Source organism: Pseudomonas sp. B6002, assembly GCF_013385985.1.
Lineage (GTDB): Bacteria > Pseudomonadota > Gammaproteobacteria > Pseudomonadales > Pseudomonadaceae > Aquipseudomonas.
The window spans coordinates 170,989-189,677 of the sequence record NZ_JACAOY010000002.1 but is presented as its reverse complement, the minus strand read 5'-3'; the positions used below and the strand labels follow the sequence as shown (position 1 = coordinate 189,677).

Genomic DNA, 18,689 nt, shown 5'->3' with positions numbered 1-18,689 from the left:
GTCAGAACTCGTTTTGCAGGGCTTTGTAGCCGCGTACCAAATCGACGTTGGTGCGTGCCACGTCTTCGGAAAACTCCGAGGCGCTGACACTCACCGGCGGGAATTGCGACAGGTCCGTATTGGGCCCAATGCGTGTGGTGGACGGTACGTAGAAGGCGGCAGGCAAGTCGCGGCCGTCGACCACCGAGTTGTGGCGCACCACGCAACCATCGCCGACGGCGCAGTTGAACAGCACACTGTTGAAGCCGATGAAGACGCGATCGCCGACCGTGCAGGGGCCATGGACGATGGAGCGGTGCGCGATGGAGGTGAATTCGCCAATGGTCACCGCCGCGCCGGATTTGGAGTGGATGACCACGCCGTCCTGGATGTTGGAGTTGGCGCCGATGGTGATGGGGTCCATCGCACCGGAGGCGTCGACTTCGTCGGCGCGAATCACGGCGTAGGGGCCGACGAAGACGTTCTCGCCGATGATGACCTTGCCGCAGATGATTGCGGTCTTGTCGACGTAGGCCGATTCGGCAATGACCGGCAGGTCGCCGGAGGGGTTCTTGCGGATCATGCAACGGGCTCCGTAATGATGTGGACGTGGTCGCCGTCAATGGCGTTGTAGAAACAGGTGGGGCGGCCGGTATGGCACGCCGGGCCTTGCTGGTCGACGATTAGCAGCACGGCGTCGCCGTCGCAATCCAGGCGTGCCTCCACCAGTTGCTGCCAGTGGCCCGAGCTTTCGCCCTTGCGCCACAAGTGCTGGCGCGAGCGGGACCAGTAGCAGACTTGCCCGGTAGCCAGGGTTTCTGTGAGGGCCTGGCGGTTCATCCAAGCCAGCATCAACACCTCGCCGCTGCCGTGTTGCTGGGCAATGGCGGCAATCAGGCCATCGCTGTTCCACGGCAGGGCGTCGAGCACCGGTTCGAGTGGAAAGCGGCTGCCCAGGGCAGCCTCTTCCAGATCGAGCATGCTCAAGGTCATGGCTTGCTCAGGGCTGCGCACAGGGTGTTGAGGTTGTATTCGAACAGCCCGGTGAAGGTGCTGGCCGGGCCTTCGGCGGCGAGAGCGTCGGAGTACAGCGTGCCGCCGATCTGCGCGCCGCTTTCGTCAGCGATCTGCTTGAGCAGGCGCGAGTCCTTGATGTTTTCCATGAACACGGCTTTGACCTTGTCCTTGCGGATCTGAGTGATCAGTGCGGCGACTTCGGCAGCCGACGGTTCACGCTCGGTGGACAGGCCTTGTGGCGCGAGGAACTCAATGCCATAGGCCTGGCCCAGGTAACCGAAGGCGTCATGGGAGGTCACGATGCGGCGGTTGCCCGGTGGCAGCGCGCCGAACTTGGTCTTGGCTTCGGCGAGCAGGCGGTAGATTTCCTTCAGGTAGGCCTGGCTGTTGCGCAGGTAGTCCGTCTTGTTGGCCGGGTCGGCAGCCACCAGCGCTTTGGTGATGTTGTTCACGTAGATTTCGGCGTTGGCCAGGTTGTGCCAGGCGTGCGGGTCGGGGATGGTTTCGCCGTCTTCTTCCATGGTGTGGGAGATCACGCCTTTGCTGGCAGTGACCACGGTGGCCTTGGTTTCGGTGCTGGTCACCAGGCGGTCCAGCCAGGGCTCGAAGCCCAGGCCATTCTTGATGATGACTTTGGCCTTGAGCAACGCCTTGGCGTCGTCCGGGGTGGGTTCATAGGTGTGGGCGTCGGAATCGGGGCCGACCATGTTGCTGATCTGGATGTGATCGCCACCGATCTGGTGGGTGATGTCATCGAGAATACTGAAGCTGGTAACCACCTGGAGTTTGTCGGCGGCCTGGGCCATCGACAACGGCAGCAGCAGACTGAACAGCACGAGTAAAGCGCGCATCGGGAAACACCTCATTGGGATGTAAGAGAGGGCGGACGGCGCAGCAAGCCGTGCACCGGACCGAAAACCACAGACAGCAGGTACCCAATGCCAGCCACCAGCACGATGGCCGGGCCGCTGGGCAGTGAGTAGTAGAACGACAGCAACAAACCGAACCACACCGACAGGCATCCCAGCACCGCCGATACCGCGATCAACACCGGCAGGCGCCGGCTCCAGAAGCGTGAAGCAATGGCCGGCAACATCATCAAACCCACGACCATCAAGGCGCCGATGGCCTGGAAGCCGATCACCAGGTTCAGCACCACCAGGGTCAGGAACAACCCATGAGCCAGCGGGCCCAGGCGGCTGACGGTTTGCAGGAACAGCGGGTCGAGGGTGTCCAGCAGCAGCGGTTTGTAGATCACCGCCATGGCGATCAGGCTGAACCCGGAGACCCACAACATGCCGGTGAGGGTGGTTTCGTCCACGGCCAGGGCAGAGCCGAACAGCAGGTGAAGCAGGTCCAGGCGCTTGCCGGCGATGCCAAGGATGAGCACGCCGGCCGCGAGGGAAATGGGGTAGATGGCGGCGAGGCTGGCGTCTTCACGCAGCCCGGTGCGGCGGGTGATCCATGCCGAGAGCCCGGCCATGCCCAGGCCGGCACCGAGGCCGCCGATGGTCAGGGCGGGCAGACTGAGCCCGGCGAACCAGAAGCCCAGTGCGGCACCGGGCAGGATGCCGTGGGCCACGGCGTCGCCGATCAGGCTCATGCGGCGCAGGATCAGGAACACGCCGAGTGGCGCGGTGCTGCAGGCGAGCACCAGGCCGCCGATCAGGGCGCGGCGCATAAAGACGAAATCGAAGAACGGCATCCACAGGTGGGCGGCGAAGTGCATCAGGCCACCTGCATGTGCGGTTGCGGGCGAATCAGTTCTTTGCTTGGGCCGAACACGCAGCCGGTGCTTTTGATTTGAACCACTTGCTGGGTGTGATGGCGCACGGAGGCGAGGTCATGGCACACGATCACCACGGTGCGGCCTTGATCGTGCCAGGCGTGTACGTGTTTCCAGCACAGGGCCTGGCCTTCTTCATCGAGGGCGGCGTGGGGCTCATCCAGCAGCAATACCGGCGCTTCGGCCAGGCTCATGCGGGCGAGCAGGGCGCGTTGCAGTTCGCCACCCGATAACGCCATTAATGGGCGATGTTCGAGGCCGCTGAGGCACCAGTCTTCCAGCACCGCTTGTAGGCGCTGGTTGCGCTGCTCCGGGGTCAGCTTGGTGCCCCAGAAGCCAGCGGCCACCAGCTCTTGCAGGCTGATAGGGAACTGGCGGTCGAGGTGTTGTTGCTGGGGCAGGAACGACAAGCCACCACGGCGTGGAACATCCACGGTGACTTTCCCTGCCAGTGGCTTTTGCAGGCCGGCGATGACTTTGAGCAGGCTGCTTTTGCCGGTGCCGTTGGCGCCGATCACGCCGGTGAGGCTGCCTTTCTCCAAGGTGAGATCAATGGCGGGCGTCAGCGGTTGGCCAGGAGCGCCCCAGCGCAAAGCGGTGCAGGTGATCATGCAGAGTGTCTCGTCCAGCGGCTTTCAGCCACGGCATCGTGCGCGTGCAGGCTTTCGGCGTGGATCACTTTCAGGTGGAAGGCTTTGACGGCATCCGAGCGTTTCAAGGCGAGGTTCAGGCGGCGGGCGGCGTCTTCGCAGAACATCAGGTTCTGCCCGTTGGCCAGCGCGAAGGCTTGTTCGTCCGCACGTTTTACTGCGGTTTGCACAGCGGTGCCGAGAGCGGCCTCGACGTTGTTGATCAGGTCAGTCAGGGGAAAACCTGGCTGGGTTTCATCCAGCTGGATGGAAAGCTGCGCGCTGCTGCGCTGGCTGTGAGGTGTGGCGACGATGCCGTTGGCGCTGCCGAGCCAGGTCAGCACGTCCTCGTGTTGTAGCGGCGTATTGGCGAAATCTTCAAGAAATTGCTGCTGAATCAGCTGCCTGGCGAGCGCGGCGGAGCAAGGGCAGGTTGACGAGTAAGTAACGTCAATTTTTAGTTCCACGTGGAACATCTGGTTTTCCAGGCGCGCTTCGATGCTCACCGGATAGCCTTTCCAGCCGGCCAGCGGGCTGACCAGCGCCGGCCGTTTGAGCAGCAAATCGGTGTGGATACGCAGGTAGGCGTTCTTAGATAAACCTTCATGACTCTCAAGAAAGCGCTCAAGTAGAGTATGCAGAAGCGCAGGCGTAAGGGGCTGTTGGTCGAGCATTTCCAGGGCCAGGTACAGGCGTGACATATGAATGCCACGGGCCTCACCGTCGTCCAGGCTTACGCCGGCATCGGCGGTGGCCGTCAGACGCTGGCCGTCGATGAGAATCGGCAGGGCAATGCCGCACATGCCCACCCAGTCGAGTGGCAAGGCTTGGCGTGAAGCCTGCGCGGCGATATCCGGCAGAGTCAGCGCATTCATGAGCAGGTCCATCGTTGGAAATAAAAAGACATGTTATATTATAACTATTGAGTCGACGATGATTTTTCTGCTCCAGCCTTTCTTCAGTCATATCGAGCAGGGACGCTCCTTTATTCGCGGTATATGTCATGCACAGACGTCAGCTTCTTAACCTGCTGCTGGTCAGTCCCCTGTTCACGTTGCCGTTGGGGGCCTACGCCACGCAGATCCGTAATGCACGCCTGTGGCGTTCGGACGACAAGCTACGGCTGGTGTTCGACCTCAGCGGCCCGGTGCAATACAAGACCTTTTCCCTGACATCGCCTGAACGCTTGATCATCGATTTGAGCGGCGCCGGGCTCACCGGTGATTTTTCTCAACTGGCGTTGAAGAACAGCGGGATCACGTCGATTCGCTCCGGGCATTTCGGCAAGGGCGACACGCGGATCGTGCTGGACCTGGCCGCGCCGATGCAGCTCAACAGCTTCTTGCTGCCGCCTCAGGACGGCCAAGGCCACCGCCTGGTGCTGGACTTGACCAGCGCCACCCACGCTCCGCGCCAGATCGCCGCTGAGCCGGCGCCGCTGGCCGCTCCGGTGGATAAAGCCCACCCCAAGCGCGACATTATTGTGGTGGTCGACCCTGGCCACGGCGGCAAAGACCCCGGCGCCATCGGTTCCAAAGGCCAGCGCGAAAAAGATGTGGTGTTGTCGATCGCCCAGTTGCTGGCCAAGCGTTTGAAGCGCGAGAAGGGCTTTGACGTGAAGCTGGTGCGCAACGACGACTTCTTCGTGCCGTTGCGCAAGCGCGTGGACATTGCGCGTCAGCACAAGGCGGATATGTTCATTTCGGTACACGCCGATGCTGCACCACGGCTCACGGCTTCGGGCGCCTCGGTCTATGCGCTGTCAGAAGGCGGAGCAACTTCGGCTACCGCGCGTTTCATGGCGCAGCGTGAAAACGGCGCGGACTTGTTGGGCGCTACCACCTTGCTCAACTTGAAAGACAAAGATCCGATGTTGGCCGGTGTGATTCTCGATATGTCGATGAACGCCACCATCGCTTCCAGCCTTCAATTGGGCAGCTCGGTATTGGGCAGCCTGCAAAGCATCACCACGCTGCACCAGAAGCGCGTGGAACAGGCAGGTTTTGCGGTGCTCAAGTCACCTGATGTGCCGTCGATTTTGGTGGAGACCGGGTTTATCTCCAACACCCAGGACGCCCAGCGGCTGGTGACGGCGCGTCATCAGCAGGCTGTGGCCGATGGCCTGTTCGAAGGTCTGAAAAGTTACTTCCAGAAGAACCCACCGATGAACAGCTACATGGCCTGGGTCCAGGAGCAGAAGAACGGCCAGGTCTAACAGCCGGTGATACGGCTGCACGTGAACTTGGCGCTGGCGCCCCCTGAACTGGAGAACCGGTTGAGGGTGGTCCAGCCCACGCGGCGCGTGTAGCCGACCCACGCCTCACCATCGGAAGCCAGCCCGGTAAAGAACGTCAGTTGCCCATAGCGGCTGTTGGTCTGTGCCCAATAGCGTTTGCCGATCACTTCAAACCCCCGCAAGTACGTGGTGCTGCCCGCCGTCGCCACGCTGTAGGCATTCCCCAATGGGTCCACACACGCCAGCAGGTTGGCGCTGCGCGTGCAGTTGGCCAACAGGCTCGGTGGCTGGGCGCAGGCCGATCCTGCCGCTGCCAATAACAGGGCGCACACCAGGGATTTCATAGGTTTTCTCAGGGGCAGAGGGTGGTCAAGCATTGCGCCCTTCGTCGCGACGAGCAAGGGGGATTGGCTTATTTGTATTGTTATACTATAACATTAAAAAACAGCCTGACCCGTGAACCGCTTCCCATGACTGAACAAGACCTCCTGGCCCAACCCGCCGCCGAATACATGAATGAAGCCCAGCAAGGCTTCTTCCGAGAACTGCTGTTGGTTCAGCGCAATGAGCTGCAAGTGCGTATCGACGCCGAGTTCCTCGTCCTGCGTGAGCAAGAAACCAACAGCGACCCGGCTGACGTAGGCAGCGCCGAAGAACAGCGCCAGTGGCAACTGCGCCTGCTCGAGCGGGAAAAGAAGCTGTTGGACAAGATCGACGACGCCCTCGAACTGCTGGCGCGCGGCGAATACGGCTGGTGCCGTGAAACCGGCGAGCCCATCGGCCTACAGCGCCTGCTGCTGCGTCCTACCGCCACCTTGTGTATCGAAGCCAAAGAACGTGAAGAGCTGCGCGAACGCCACAAACGGGCGATTTGACCGGCCACCCCTGATGAGGACCACCTGATGACCAACCGCCTTCCCGTTACCGTGTTATCCGGCTTTCTCGGCGCCGGCAAAAGTACGCTGCTCAACTATGTCCTGCGCAACCGCGAAAACCTGCGGGTGGCGGTAATCGTCAATGACATGAGCGAAATCAACATCGACGGCAGCGAGGTACAGCGCGACGTCACCCTCAACCGCGCCGAAGAGAAGCTGGTGGAGATGAGCAACGGCTGCATCTGCTGCACCTTGCGTGAAGACTTGCTGGAAGAAGTTGGAAAACTCGCCAAGGAAGGTCGGTTCGATTACCTGTTGATCGAATCCACCGGCATCTCCGAGCCTTTGCCCGTGGCCGAGACATTTACCTTTCGCGACGAAAACGAGCAGAGCCTGGCCGACATCGCCCGCCTGGACACCATGGTCACGGTGGTCGACGGCATGAACTTCCTGCTCGACTACCAGGCCGCCGAAAGCCTGGCCTCACGGGGTGAAACCCTGGGGGAGGACGACGAACGTTCCATCACCGACCTGCTGATCGAGCAGATCGAATTTGCTGACGTCATCCTGATCAGCAAGATCGACCTCATCAGCCGCCGCGAGCGCGAAGAGCTGATGGTGATCCTTGAACGCCTGAATGCCCAGGCCGAAATCATCCCGATGGTCATGGGTGAAGTGCCGCTGAACAAGATCCTCAACACCGGCCGCTTTGACTTCGAACGCGCCGCCCAGGCCCCGGGCTGGCTGCAGGAGTTGCGCGGCGAGCACGTGCCGGAAACCGAAGAATATGGCATCGCGTCCACCGCTTACCGCGCGCGCCGCCCCTTCCACCCACAGCGCTTCTTCGACTTCATCGACCGCCCGTGGGTGAACGGCAAATTGCTGCGCTCCAAGGGCTTTTTCTGGCTGGCCAGCAAGCATCGGGACGCGGGCAGCTGGTCCCAGGCCGGTGGCTTGATGCGCCATGGTTTTGCCGGGCGTTGGTGGCGTTTTGTGCCAAAAAGCCAGTGGCCCCAAGACGAAGAAAGCATCGCGGCCATCATGGGCAACTGGCAGTTGAGCACCGGTGACTGCCGCCAGGAGCTGGTGTTTATCGGGCAAAACATCGACTTCGACCAAATGCGCGCAGAGCTGGATGCCTGCCTGCTCAACGATGAAGAAATGGCGCTGGGCGTCGAAGGCTGGCGCTTGCTGGCTGACCCTTTTGGCCCTTGGTATGAGGAGGCTGCCGCCTGATGCTTGCCCCGGTTATCCCCCTGCGCCCCGTGATCCGCCAGAGCCACGGCGAAACGCCGCTGGCCCTGTCCGATATTCTGGAAGACGGCGTCAACCTGGCCGTGTGGCAGCGCCAGTTGCCCCTGCATATCGCCGAATTCGGGGCGTTGCTGGTGGCGCTGAACGAGCCTTTGGCCGAATCCCTCGTGATTGAGCTCAACAACGAGGACGCAGTGCCGAACCTGCAAGGTTTGGCGTCCAGTTGCCGCGATCTGGAAGGCTACGAAGGCTTCATCGCCGATGTCTCCTGGTTGGTCAGTGCCTTCGCCTGTTTGCTCGGCGCCAAGCGCATTGGCGTGCGTCTGAGGTTGCTGGACAAGGCCATGTGCCCGCGTTTTCACGTCGACCACGTGCCGGTGCGCCTGATCACCACCTATGCCGGCATCGGCAGCCAGTGGTTGCGCGAAGGCGTGATGGACCGCCGCCAGCTCAGCCAGCCCGACGCCGAGCCCACTGACCGTATCGAGCAGATCCACTGCGGTGAAGTGGCCTTGCTCAAGGGCACCAAATGGCATGGTAATGAAGGCCATGGCTTGATCCATCGCTCACCGGCGCTGAAGGCCGATGAGCGTCGTTTGATCCTGACACTGGATTGGCTGGCATAACCGCGTAGGATCAAACGCTCTACACGGCCTGAATGACACCTTTCATGTTGCAGAACATTCCCACCCACGTGATTGCCGGGCCTTTGGGCGCCGGCAAGACCAGCCTGATCAAGCACCTGCTCGCCCAACGCCCGGCCAACGAGCGCTGGGCGGTGTTGATCAACGAGTTCGGGCAGATCGGCCTGGACGCGGCCTTGCTCACCCAGGATGACGACGGCATCGCCTTGGGCGAAGTGGCGGGCGGCTGTCTGTGTTGTGTGAATGGTGCGCCGTTTCAGGTAGGCCTGGGCCGCTTGCTGCGTAAGGCCAAGCCGGATCGGCTGTTTATCGAGCCCTCTGGCCTGGGCCATCCGGCACAGTTGCTCAAGCAATTGCGCGAAGCGCCGTGGCAAAACGTGCTGGCGGTTCAGCCCTGCGTGCTGGTGCTGGATGCCCAGGCGCTGGCGGCGGACAAACCCTTGCCCGAATCGCAGCGTGAGGCGCTGGCCAGTGCCGGCTTGCTGGTGTTGAACAAAGAGGAGTCGCTGGATGGCGAGCAACGCCTGGCCATCGAACGGCAGCTACCCGAAAAACCGCTGTATTGGGCCCGCCAGGCGCAATTGCCGCTGGAGCACTTGCCCGGCCTGCACGCCAAGGCCAGCGCGGCCGTGGATAACTTCGAAGCACCTCAAGGCTTGGCCCAGATGCCAGCTCTCTGGAGCGACCCGGCGCTGCCCATCTGCTTGAGCCAGGCCCAAGAGGGCGGCTGGAGCATCGGCTGGCGTTGGCACCCAAGCCAGCAATTTGATGTTCAACACCTGCATCGCTGGCTTACCAGCCTTGAGTGGCGCCGCGCCAAACTGGTTATCCACAGCGTGGACGGCTGGCTCAGCGCCAACGCTGTGGATAACAGCCCGCTCGCCTGGCAGCCCAGCGAGTGGCGGCGTGATTCGCGTATCGAATTGATCTTCAGCGCACCACAGGACGTGGCGGCGCTGCAGGCTGCGCTGGCCGCCTGCCGTCAGTGACGGTTCTTGGTGGCGTGATCCTGACGCCATTGGCTCAGCTCGATGACTTCGGCGCTGGGCAGGGGGGTCTTGATTTCGAACGGGTAGGGTGCCAGTTCGATTTGAGCGCTGTGGGCGCCGAATTGGGTGATGGTCCCTGGATGGCGGGCTTCGCCGGTCACTGTGAACTCGAAATTGTAGATGCGTGCCAGGCGCCGCCGACCGTTGGCATCCTTCACAAAACCGATGCGCTTGAGCGCCACGGCACCGTCGAGCAGTTCGATGTCGAGCTTGGCGCAATGCTGCTTGACCCGCTCCAGCGCCCGCTCACGCAGGCCGTGGTTGTGCCAGACCCAGGCAGCGCCGGTCGCCAGCAGCATCAACACGAAGATGTTTCCCAGGGTCAGCATGCGAAAAACTCCAACAAAGTGAGAGCAGCTTAACTGTGTCGCCGGTCTGTCGTACAGGCTGCGTTTAGTCGCATACTGCGCGGCCAGAATTTCAATGGCTTTACGGAAATCTCCCGCATGAAACGCACACCTCATCTGCTTGCGATCCAGTCTCATGTGGTCTTTGGCCACGCCGGAAACAGCGCTGCCGTATTCCCTATGCAACGGGTCGGGGTGAACGTCTGGCCGCTGAACACGGTGCAATTCTCCAACCATACCCAGTATGGCCAGTGGGCGGGCGAAGTGTTGGCGCCGCAGCAAATTCCGGCGCTGGTCGAAGGCATTGCGGCCATCGGCGAGCTGGGCAACTGCGACGCCATACTGTCCGGCTACCTGGGCAGTGCAGACCAGGGGCGGGCGATCCTCAGCGGTGTGGCACGCATCAAGGCGATCAACCCCAAGGCGCTGTACCTGTGCGACCCGGTGATGGGCCATCCGGAAAAAGGCTGCATCGTGCCGCAGGAAGTCAGCGATTTCCTGCTGGACGAAGCAGCGGCCATGGCCGATTTCCTGTGCCCTAACCAGCTGGAGCTCGACAGCTTTGCCGGTCGCAAGCCGCAATCGCTGTTCGATTGCCTGGCCATGGCCAAGGCGTTGCTGGCACGCGGGCCCAAAGCGGTGCTGGTCAAGCACCTGGATTACCCAGGCAAGTTGCCCGAAGGTTTTGAGATGTTGCTGGTGACCGCCGAAGGCAGTTGGCATTTGCGTCGGCCGCTGTTGGCGTTCCCGCGCCAGCCGGTGGGCGTGGGCGACCTGACCTCGGGGCTGTTCCTGGCGCGGGTGCTGCTGGGCGACAGCCTGTTGGCCGCCTTCGAGTTCACCGCAGCAGCAGTGCATGAAGTGCTGCTGGAAACCCAGGCGTGCGCCAGTTACGAGCTGGAGCTGGTACGCGCCCAGGACCGTATCGCCCATCCCCGCGTACGGTTTGAAGCAACGCCCATCGAGCTGTAGGAGTATTCCTGATTGAGCGAGGCAAAGGGCGTCCGGTAGTATCGGCCGCCTCTTTGTCCCCTGTGCTAATCAAGGAAGACCGATGCCAGCCGTATTCCCATCGCCACGGGCGCTCACCGCCCTGGCCCTGACGTCATTGCTCACAGGCTGCAGCGTCAACGGTGCCTACACCGACTCGACGGCACCCGATGCCGCCAAGTTGCGCTTTGTCTCCAACACCTCGAACAGCACCCTCGACATCTACGACGCCCAGCATTGCCAGGGCCGCAACACTGGCATGCTCAACAACTTCCTGCTGGTCGATACCAAGCGGCGTGTCGACATGATCGTCCCTCCGCCCGCCAAGGCCAGGGGCCTGTTGGAGGTCAAGCTGGAGCCGGGTAAAGACGTCATGTTGATGATCAACACCAACGGCGGCAGCTACGTCTGTGGCAAGGCCGTGAGCTTCACGCCCAAGGCGGGGCAAGAGTATGAAGTGACCTTCGATATGCGAGGCGGCAGCTGCACCACGCTGCTGCAGCGCCTGACCCGTTTTGACGGCAAGGACCAGCGCATTCCGCTGCCTATTTTTGATAAAGGGATGATGGCGTGCACGGGCCAAAGTCCGGTCTTCGGCAAGTCAATCGCAGAAACCCCCAAGCGCGCGGCCCTGATCAACACGATCACGTCCACCAACCTGCAACTGATCACGCTGATGGAGCCCGACACTCAGGGGCGCCTGCAAGCGTCCCTGGACGAGATCGACGGTGTGATCGCCAAGCGCAAGGCGCAACTGGGTGCGTTTACCCCGCCTGAAGCCTATTGGACGCAATACCGTCAGAACTATGTCCTGTTCAGTCAGGAAATGGCCGGCCGCAAGGCGCGCACGCTGGCGCTTTACGAGCAGGTGTATCGGCTGCGCCTGAGTGGCACCGAAGACGCTGTGCTGGAACAGTGGATGAACCCCACGGACCGCGCTGTCACCGAACGCGTCAAGGCGAACGACAAATTCATGGAGCGCTACTACCAGGACACCGACAAGTCGATGATGGTCGAGACCCTCAACCTTCACATGGAGCGCATGGCCCAATTGGACCAGCGCTTTGACGTGTGCGCGCACTACGACCAGTGCTGGCGCTATTGAGGGCGGGCGAAGAGGCTTACGGCGCGTCGTCCTTGATTTCCTGGTAACGCTTCTCCAATTCCTGGCGAATCTGCCGACGCTGCTGGGCCTGTACGAAACGGCGCTTGTCTTCGCTGTTCTGCGGCTGCAGCGGCGGGACGGCGGCGGGTTTGCGCTGGTCGTCCACGGCCACCATGGTGAAGAAGCAGCTGTTGGTGTGGCGCACCGAGCGTTCGCGGATGTTCTCGGTCACCACCTTGATGCCCACCTCCATCGAGGTGTTGCCGGTGTAGTTGACTGACGCGAGGAAGGTCACCAGTTCGCCGACATGGATCGGCTCGCGAAAAATCACCTGGTCTACCGACAGCGTCACCACATAGCGACCGGCATAACGGCTGGCGCAGGCGTAAGCCACTTCGTCGAGGTACTTGAGCAAGGTGCCGCCGTGGACATTGCCTGAGAAGTTGGCCATATCAGGGGTCATCAGTACCGTCATCGACAGCTGGGCGTTTCCGGGTTCCATAGCACACTCACGGGTTGTAGGCATTGGTTGGGGGGCACCTCTGCGGGTGCTGGAATCTTTGCAGAGCCATCCATAACCGGACGCCGGTGGGCGGGTTGTCGTCACGCCTGCACCGTTCTGTTTCCATATATTGCACCGGCTTTCTGCCGGAAGTCGCGGTGTTAACCTTCAAAAGCCCGTCTCAGGGCATTTCTTACGATTTAGGCCGACTTTTCCTTCCGCGCATTGCGATTGTTCAACGGCGCGCGCGGAAGTGGGAAAAGCGCCAGTACCCTCAAGGAGCCCCTCGCCATGCACGCCATCAGCTTTATCCAGGACTTGGCTGTGATCATGCTGGTGGCAGGGGTGGTCACCATCCTGTTCCACCGCCTCAAGCAGCCGGTGGTGCTGGGCTACATCGTCGCCGGCTTCATCATCGGCCCTCACACCCCGCCGTTCGGCCTGATCCACGACGAAGACACCATCAAGACCCTGGCCGAACTGGGCGTGATCTTCCTGATGTTCTGCCTGGGCCTGGAGTTCAGCCTGCGCAAGCTGTTCAAGGTGGGCGCCACGGCGTTCATCGCAGCGTTCCTCGAGATCATCCTGATGATCTGGATCGGCTACGAGATCGGCCGCTGGTTCGACTGGAACACCATGGACTCACTGTTCCTTGGCGCGATCCTGGCGATCTCTTCCACCACCATCATCGTCAAGGCGCTCAACGACCTGAAGATGAAGAACCAGCGTTTCGCCCAGCTGATATTCGGCGTGCTGATCGTGGAGGACATCCTCGGCATCGGCATCATCGCCTTGCTGTCGAGCATTGCCGTCAGTGGCACGGTCAGCTCCGGCGAGGTGTTCTCCACGGTCGGCAAGCTGTCGCTGTTCATGATCGTCGCCCTGGTCATTGGCATTTTGCTGGTGCCGCGCCTCTTGGCTTATGTGGCCAAGTTCGAAAGCAATGAGATGTTGCTGATCACCGTACTGGGCCTGTGTTTCGGCTTCTGTCTGTTGGTGGTGAAGCTGGAATACAGCATGGTGCTGGGCGCGTTCCTGATCGGTGCGATCATGGCCGAATCCCGCCAGCTGATTAAGATCGAGCGCCTGATCGAGCCGGTTCGCGACATGTTCAGCGCCATCTTCTTTGTGGCCATTGGCTTGATGATCGACCCACAGATCCTGCTGCAATACGCCTGGCCAATCGCGGTGATCACGGTGGCGGTGGTGCTCGGCAAGATGTTGTCCTGCGGGTTGGGGGCGTTTATCGCCGGTAATGACGGGCGTACCTCACTGCGGGTGGGCATGGGGCTGTCACAGATTGGCGAGTTTTCCTTCATCATCGCCGCGCTGGGCATGACCCTGCAGGTGACCAGTGATTTCCTTTACCCGGTCGCGGTGGCGGTTTCGGCAATTACCACACTGCTGACGCCGTACCTGATTCGCGGCGCCGACCCCTTGTCATTGAAGATTGCGGCGGTGATGCCCAAGCGCATGAGCCGGGTGTTTGGCCTGTATGGCGAATGGCTGCGCAGCATTCAGCCCCAAGGCGAGGGCGCGATGCTGGCCTCGATGATCCGCAAGATCATCCTGCAAGTGGGGGTGAACCTGGCGTTGGTGGTGGCGATCTTCTTCGCCGGCAGCTTTTTCGCGGCGCGTATCGGTGGGTATCTGGAGGGCTGGATCAGCGATCCGAGCTGGCAGAAGGCGTTGATCTGGGGCGGTGCGTTGCTGTTGTCGCTGCCGTTCCTGATTGCGGCATACCGCAAGCTCAAGGCGCTGTCGATGCTGCTGGCAGAGATGAGCGTGAAGCCGGAAATGGCCGGGCGCCATACCCAGCGTGTGCGGCGGGTGATCGCGGAGCTGATCCCCCTCCTGTCGCTGCTGGTGATCTTCCTGCTATTGGCTGCGTTGTCGGCCAGTATCCTGCCGACCAACAAGCTGCTGGTGCTGATCGCCGTGGTCACGGCAGCGGTGGCGGCGGTGCTCTGGCGCTGGTTTATCCGGGTGCATACGCGGATGCAGGTCGCTTTGCTGGAGACGCTGGATAACCACAAGGACACGCCAGAGCACTAATCGCTTTTGTAGGAGCTGGCTTGCCGGCGATTCAGGCACCGCGGTGCATCAAGTTCACCGCTGCGATCCTATCGCCGGCAAGCCGGCTCCTACGGGATCGCGGTGTGATCAGCTTTCCAGCCAGACGTCCCGCGCCCAGTGCCACACCGATTCCCAGGTTTCCTCGGTAACGATTTCTTCCTCGCCAGACCACAGCACCACGGTGCCGTCTTCTTCGACGCAGTAGTAGTCATCGCCGTCCTGGCAGATCGGGATCAGGCTGCGGTCGACACCGGCGTCCCAGGCGTTGGCAGCAACGTCCGGCAGGTAGGTGTGGGATTGCGGGTCGGTGACGGTCACCGGCTCCAGGCTGCCGTACACCACGTCGCTGACGGTCAGCAGGAATTCACGGAAGACAAACGGGATGTCGATGAACAGTTGTTCCTCGATTTCCACCAGCAGGTCTTCGTCAGGCAGTTCCAGAGGAACCGGGACCGGTTCGTTGGCTTCACGCAATTGTTCGATGATTTCTTCCACGGCCGGGATCCTCTTGCTAGATGGCGCGGTTTATAGGGGCGTTTTATACAGTAGCTCGCTATAAGTGCAACCGTGAAATAGAAAACCCCGGAACATGTCCGGGGTTTTTATTACCGCTTGCTCAAGCGTGCGGGTATCAGCCGTTCTGGCGGATACCGGCGACCAGCCAAGGCTGGTTCTCGCCTTGTGGGCGTTCCATGTTCCAGCTTTCGCTGAACACTTCGCCCTGGTCGAAACGCGAGGTCTTCGACACACCGCTGAAGGTCAGGGTGGCGATGGTCTTGTCGGCGCGATCGTCCACGCCTTCGAGCTGTACGCGCAGGTCGTCGATGTAGGTCGACTGGAAGCCGTCGCCCAGGTCAGCGCGTTCGCGCTTGAGGAACTCCAGCAGTTGCGGGGTCACGAACTCGGCGATCTTGTCCATTTCGTTGGCGTCCCAGTGCTGTTGCAGGGACTGGAAGTGGTTGCGGGCCGCTTCGACAAAACGCTCTTCGTTGAACCAGGCCGGTGCGTTGATCACCGGGCGTGCAGCCGCAGGGGCTGCCGAACCACCGAAGATCGAGCCCATGGCAGGCTTTTGCTCGAACACTTCACGCTGCATCGGCGCGCCGGCTGGAGCCAGGTGCTCCTGCTGCTTGCGGCGACGGGCGGCGATAAAGCGGAAGATCACAAAGGCGATGACCGCCATGATCAGGATGTCGAAGATCTGCATGCCCTGGAACCCGCCGCCCATGAACATGGACGCGAGCAGGCCACCGGCCGCGATACCGGCCAGAGGGCCCAACCAGCGCGAAGCACCGCCAGCCTTGGCAGCGGCGCCAGCAGCACCGGCTGCGCCCGCGGTAGCGGCTGCACCGCCCATGCCACCGGCAGATGGAGCCATTTGGCTGGTCTGGTGAGTCGGTGCCGAGCCCATGCTTTTGCCGCCACCGAAGCGTTTGGCGTTGGCGTCGAGGCTCATCGTCAGGCCGATGCACAACGCCATGGCGATGCTAAGAAAACGTTTCATAAAGGGAATTCCCATTTGTGGATTGCACGCGCGCCATGTTGCACAGGTGCAGTGACAGTGGCTAGCGGCAGAGTGTTTCGGGCTTTTGCGTAAGACCGATTCCGAAGGGTCTGTAGGACTAGTTACAGATATTGGTCCGAGCGGGGGAAAAACAAGGGCGCAACGCTGATCCCTGTAGGAGCCGGCTTGTCGAATCGTCGCACCGCGGCGATGGCGCCCGTGAGAACGCCATCGCCGGCAAGCCGGCTCCTACAGAGGATTTCAGATCGCTTCGAGCTTCGCGTAACCCATCATCAGCCACTTGCTGCCTTCGGCGAAATTCACCTGCACCCGGGCCTGGGCGCCGGCACCTTCGAAGTTGAGGATGACCCCTTCGCCGAAGATCGCATGCTTGACCTGCTGGCCGAGGCTGAACTGGGTCTCCGGAATCTCGGAGCCGGCGAACAGCGTGCTGGCGTTCTGCTGCTGGCCACCGCCGAACGGGCGGCTGACGCTGTTGGACAAACGCACTTCCTGGATCAGCCCCTTCGGCACTTCGCGTACGAAGCGCGACACCTTGTTGTAGGTCTCGCTGCCATACAAGCGTCGGGTCTCGGCGTAGGTCATCACCAGGTTCTGCATGGCGCGGGTGATGCCCACGTAGGCCAGGCGGCGTTCTTCCTCAAGGCGGCCGGGCTCTTCCAGGCTCATCTTGTGGGGGAACAGGCCTTCTTCCATGCCCACCAGGAACACGTAGGGGAACTCCAGGCCCTTGGCACTGTGCAAGGTCATCAGCTGGATGCTGTCTTCATGCTCGTCGGCCTGGGTATCACCGGCCTCCAGCGAGGCATGGCCGAGGAACGCGGCGAGCGGGGTCAGCTCTTCATCTTCCTCGGTGTTCTCGAACGCGCGGGCGGCGCTGACCAGTTCCTCAAGGTTTTCTACCCGGGCCTGGCCTTTCTCGCCTTTTTCCGCTTCGTGATAGGCGATCAGGCCGGACTGTTCGATCACCGTCTGGGTCATCAGGTGCAGGGGCATTTCCGCGCACTTGGCCGCCAGGTTCTCGATCAGCTCGACAAACACACCCAGCGCACCCGCCGCACGGCCGGTCAGGCCTTTGTTGGCGATGAGCAAACGCATGGATTCCCACATCGACACGTCGGCGTGGCGTGCGTGGTCGCGGATCGCTTCAACGGTCTTTTCACCGATGCCACGGGCCGGGATGTTGATCACCCGTTCCAGCGCCGCATCGTTGCCACGGCCTTCCAGCAAACGCAGGTAGGCCATGGCGTTCTTGATTTCAGCGCGTTCGAAGAAGCGCTGGCCGCCATAGATGCGGTACGGAATGCGCTCACGCAGCAAGGCTTCTTCCAGCACCCGCGACTGGGCGTTGGAGCGGTACAGGATTGCGATATCGCTGCGTGCCAGGCCGGTTTTCAGGGCGCTCTCGATGGTTTCCACCACGTAGCGCGCTTCATCGTGCTCGTTGAAGGCCGCGTACAGGTTGATCGCTTCGCCTTCGCCGCCGTCGGTCCACAGCTCTTTGCCCAGGCGCCCGGTGTTGTTGGCGATCAAGGCGTTGGCGGCCTTGAGGATGCCTGCGGTGGAGCGGTAGTTCTGCTCCAGGCGAATGGTCTCGGCGTCCGGGAAATCTTCGGAATATTGGTAGATGTTCTCGATTTTCGCGCCACGCCAGCCGTAGATCGACTGGTCGTCGTCGCCCACCACCATCAGGCTGTCGCCGCCTTTGGCCAGCAGGCGCAACCAGGCGTACTGCACGGCGTTGGTGTCCTGGAACTCGTCCACCAGGATGTGGCGGAAGCGTTTCTGGTAGTGCGCCAGCAAACCCGGGTTGTCGCGCCACAGGTCGAGGGCGCGCAGCAGCAGCTCGGAGAAGTCGATCACACCGGCGCGCACGCAGGCGGCTTCATACGCCTCATAAATGCTGCGCATGGTGGCCAGGAACAGATCGCCGCTGGCCTGGATATGTTGCGGGCGCAGGCCTTCGTCTTTCTGGCCGTTGATAAACCATTGCGCCTGACGCGCCGGCCAGCGCTGTTCATCCAGGCCCAGCTCACGGATGACGCGCTTGACCAGGCGTTGCTGGTCGTCGCTGTCGAGAATCTGGAAGGTCTGGGCCAGGCCCGCCTCCTGCCAGTGCGCTCGCAACAGGCGATGCGCCAGGCCGTGGAAGGTGCCCACCCACATGCCGGCCGGGCTGATGCCCATTAACTGCTCGATGCGGTGGCGCATCTCGGCAGCGGCCTTGTTGGTGAACGTCACCGACAGGATGGAATGCGGAGACGCGTTTTCGACCTGGATCAACCAGGCAATACGGTGTACCAGCACTCGGGTTTTACCGGAGCCAGCACCGGCCAGGACCAACTGACGGCCAACGGGGGCCGCTACGGCCTGGCGTTGGGCATCGTTGAGGGAGTTCAGCAAAAGGGAGAGATCATCGCGCATCGGCGCATTCTATGGCCCCGGGGGGAGTGGGGCAAATCCCAATGCCGGGTGGTCGATGGAAAACTGCAAGGGTGAGCGGGGCGGCTGAAACATTCTGTCGGGGGTGATGACCGGTCGGTCATGGGCCACAGCCCGCGCAGCGTCTCGCTCAAGCTGTCTGGCACCAAGGTTTGCGACGGTTTATCGTGCGTTTTTTATGACTTGGAGCAGTTTGGCCCAAGCGCGTGCTTGTGTATGCTCCGTCGACGTTT

20 protein-coding genes are annotated in these 18,689 nt (G+C 61.6%); 8 read left to right on the top strand and 12 right to left on the bottom strand.

Translation table 11 applies throughout. The features are described from left to right. Position 1: 1 nt before the first annotated feature. Genes HX792_RS02020 through folE2 form a run of 6 tightly spaced genes read right to left on the bottom strand, consistent with a single transcriptional unit; the run spans position 2 to position 4,286 of the window. A complete protein-coding gene (locus HX792_RS02020) occupies positions 2 to 562 on the bottom strand; it encodes a DapH/DapD/GlmU-related protein (protein WP_005792581.1) in 561 nt (186 codons plus the stop codon). Continuing rightward, positions 559 to 972, bottom strand: coding sequence for a phosphoribosyl-AMP cyclohydrolase (gene hisI, locus HX792_RS02015; protein WP_176994540.1), 414 nt, complete (start codon positions 970 to 972; stop codon positions 559 to 561). Before hisI ends, HX792_RS02020 begins: the two co-directional genes overlap by 4 nt. After that, on the bottom strand, positions 969 to 1,847 hold the full coding sequence (locus HX792_RS02010; protein ID WP_176994539.1) for a metal ABC transporter substrate-binding protein: 879 nt from the start codon (positions 1,845 to 1,847) through the stop codon (positions 969 to 971). Before HX792_RS02010 ends, hisI begins: the two co-directional genes overlap by 4 nt. Before the next feature lie 11 nt (positions 1,848 to 1,858). Then, entirely contained in the window at positions 1,859 to 2,725 is an 867-nt protein-coding gene (locus HX792_RS02005) for a metal ABC transporter permease (RefSeq protein WP_176994538.1), read from the bottom strand. Continuing rightward, positions 2,725 to 3,393 carry a metal ABC transporter ATP-binding protein gene (locus tag HX792_RS02000; protein ID WP_176994537.1) on the bottom strand — a complete coding sequence of 223 codons (669 nt, stop codon included), beginning with the start codon at positions 3,391 to 3,393 and terminating at the stop codon, positions 2,725 to 2,727. Before HX792_RS02000 ends, HX792_RS02005 begins: the two co-directional genes overlap by 1 nt. Beyond that, the gene (gene folE2, locus HX792_RS01995) at positions 3,390 to 4,286 is read right to left on the bottom strand and encodes a GTP cyclohydrolase FolE2 (RefSeq protein ID WP_176994536.1); all 897 of its coding nucleotides are present in this window, start codon (positions 4,284 to 4,286) and stop codon (positions 3,390 to 3,392) included. The genes HX792_RS02000 and folE2 overlap by 4 nt, the downstream gene beginning before the upstream one ends. Positions 4,287 to 4,414: 128 nt before the next feature. On the opposite strand from folE2, the gene HX792_RS01990 reads away from it, so the two are divergent. After that, positions 4,415 to 5,626: an N-acetylmuramoyl-L-alanine amidase gene (locus HX792_RS01990; RefSeq protein ID WP_176994535.1), complete on the top strand. Its 1,212-nt coding sequence runs from the start codon at positions 4,415 to 4,417 to the stop codon at positions 5,624 to 5,626. Here HX792_RS01990 and HX792_RS01985 read toward each other — a convergent pair. Further along, the gene (locus tag HX792_RS01985) at positions 5,623 to 5,991 is read right to left on the bottom strand and encodes a glutamine synthetase (RefSeq protein ID WP_176994534.1); all 369 of its coding nucleotides are present in this window, start codon (positions 5,989 to 5,991) and stop codon (positions 5,623 to 5,625) included. The genes HX792_RS01990 and HX792_RS01985 overlap by 4 nt on opposite strands. Before the next feature lie 126 nt (positions 5,992 to 6,117). On the opposite strand from HX792_RS01985, the gene dksA reads away from it, so the two are divergent. Genes dksA through HX792_RS01965 form a run of 4 tightly spaced genes read left to right on the top strand, consistent with a single transcriptional unit; the run spans position 6,118 to position 9,409 of the window. Continuing rightward, positions 6,118 to 6,522: an RNA polymerase-binding protein DksA gene (gene dksA, locus HX792_RS01980; RefSeq protein WP_176994533.1), complete on the top strand. Its 405-nt coding sequence runs from the start codon at positions 6,118 to 6,120 to the stop codon at positions 6,520 to 6,522. A 27-nt stretch (positions 6,523 to 6,549) separates the two neighbouring features. After that, positions 6,550 to 7,758 (top strand): zinc metallochaperone GTPase ZigA, encoded by a 1,209-nt coding sequence (zigA, locus tag HX792_RS01975; RefSeq protein WP_176994532.1) that lies wholly within the window; start codon positions 6,550 to 6,552, stop codon positions 7,756 to 7,758. Further along, the gene (locus tag HX792_RS01970; protein ID WP_176994531.1) at positions 7,758 to 8,402 is read left to right on the top strand and encodes a DUF1826 domain-containing protein; all 645 of its coding nucleotides are present in this window, start codon (positions 7,758 to 7,760) and stop codon (positions 8,400 to 8,402) included. Before zigA ends, HX792_RS01970 begins: the two co-directional genes overlap by 1 nt. A gap of 44 nt (positions 8,403 to 8,446) precedes the next feature. Next, positions 8,447 to 9,409: a GTP-binding protein gene (locus HX792_RS01965; RefSeq protein ID WP_176994530.1), complete on the top strand. Its 963-nt coding sequence runs from the start codon at positions 8,447 to 8,449 to the stop codon at positions 9,407 to 9,409. Here HX792_RS01965 and HX792_RS01960 read toward each other — a convergent pair. Next, entirely contained in the window at positions 9,403 to 9,798 is a 396-nt protein-coding gene (locus tag HX792_RS01960; protein WP_176994529.1) for a DUF3301 domain-containing protein, read from the bottom strand. The genes HX792_RS01965 and HX792_RS01960 overlap by 7 nt on opposite strands. Before the next feature lie 117 nt (positions 9,799 to 9,915). Here HX792_RS01960 and pdxY point away from each other — a divergent pair, with 117 nt between their 5' ends. Further along, positions 9,916 to 10,788: a pyridoxal kinase PdxY gene (gene pdxY / locus HX792_RS01955; protein ID WP_176994528.1), complete on the top strand. Its 873-nt coding sequence runs from the start codon at positions 9,916 to 9,918 to the stop codon at positions 10,786 to 10,788. Between the two features lie 82 nt (positions 10,789 to 10,870). Beyond that, positions 10,871 to 11,911, top strand: a complete 1,041-nt coding sequence (locus HX792_RS01950) for a hypothetical protein (RefSeq protein ID WP_176994527.1) — start codon at positions 10,871 to 10,873, stop codon at positions 11,909 to 11,911. A gap of 16 nt (positions 11,912 to 11,927) precedes the next feature. Here the strand turns inward: HX792_RS01950 and HX792_RS01945 are convergent, their stop codons facing one another. Then, complete coding sequence (locus tag HX792_RS01945) at positions 11,928 to 12,413, bottom strand: acyl-CoA thioesterase (protein ID WP_176994526.1); 486 nt, start codon at positions 12,411 to 12,413, stop codon at positions 11,928 to 11,930. A 291-nt stretch (positions 12,414 to 12,704) separates the two neighbouring features. Between HX792_RS01945 and HX792_RS01940 the strand changes: the two genes are divergently transcribed. After that, the gene (locus HX792_RS01940) at positions 12,705 to 14,468 is read left to right on the top strand and encodes a cation:proton antiporter (RefSeq protein WP_176994525.1); all 1,764 of its coding nucleotides are present in this window, start codon (positions 12,705 to 12,707) and stop codon (positions 14,466 to 14,468) included. A 108-nt stretch (positions 14,469 to 14,576) separates the two neighbouring features. Here the strand turns inward: HX792_RS01940 and HX792_RS01935 are convergent, their stop codons facing one another. The 3 genes from HX792_RS01935 to uvrD form a co-directional block, all read right to left on the bottom strand. After that, positions 14,577 to 14,984, bottom strand: coding sequence for an SMI1/KNR4 family protein (locus HX792_RS01935; protein WP_010207624.1), 408 nt, complete (start codon positions 14,982 to 14,984; stop codon positions 14,577 to 14,579). 136 nt (positions 14,985 to 15,120) lie between these two features. After that, complete coding sequence (locus HX792_RS01930) at positions 15,121 to 15,993, bottom strand: Tim44 domain-containing protein (RefSeq protein ID WP_176994524.1); 873 nt, start codon at positions 15,991 to 15,993, stop codon at positions 15,121 to 15,123. Positions 15,994 to 16,254: 261 nt separating this feature from the next. Then, complete coding sequence (uvrD, locus tag HX792_RS01925; protein WP_176994523.1) at positions 16,255 to 18,438, bottom strand: DNA helicase II; 2,184 nt, start codon at positions 18,436 to 18,438, stop codon at positions 16,255 to 16,257. Between the last annotated feature and the right edge of the window lie 251 nt (positions 18,439 to 18,689).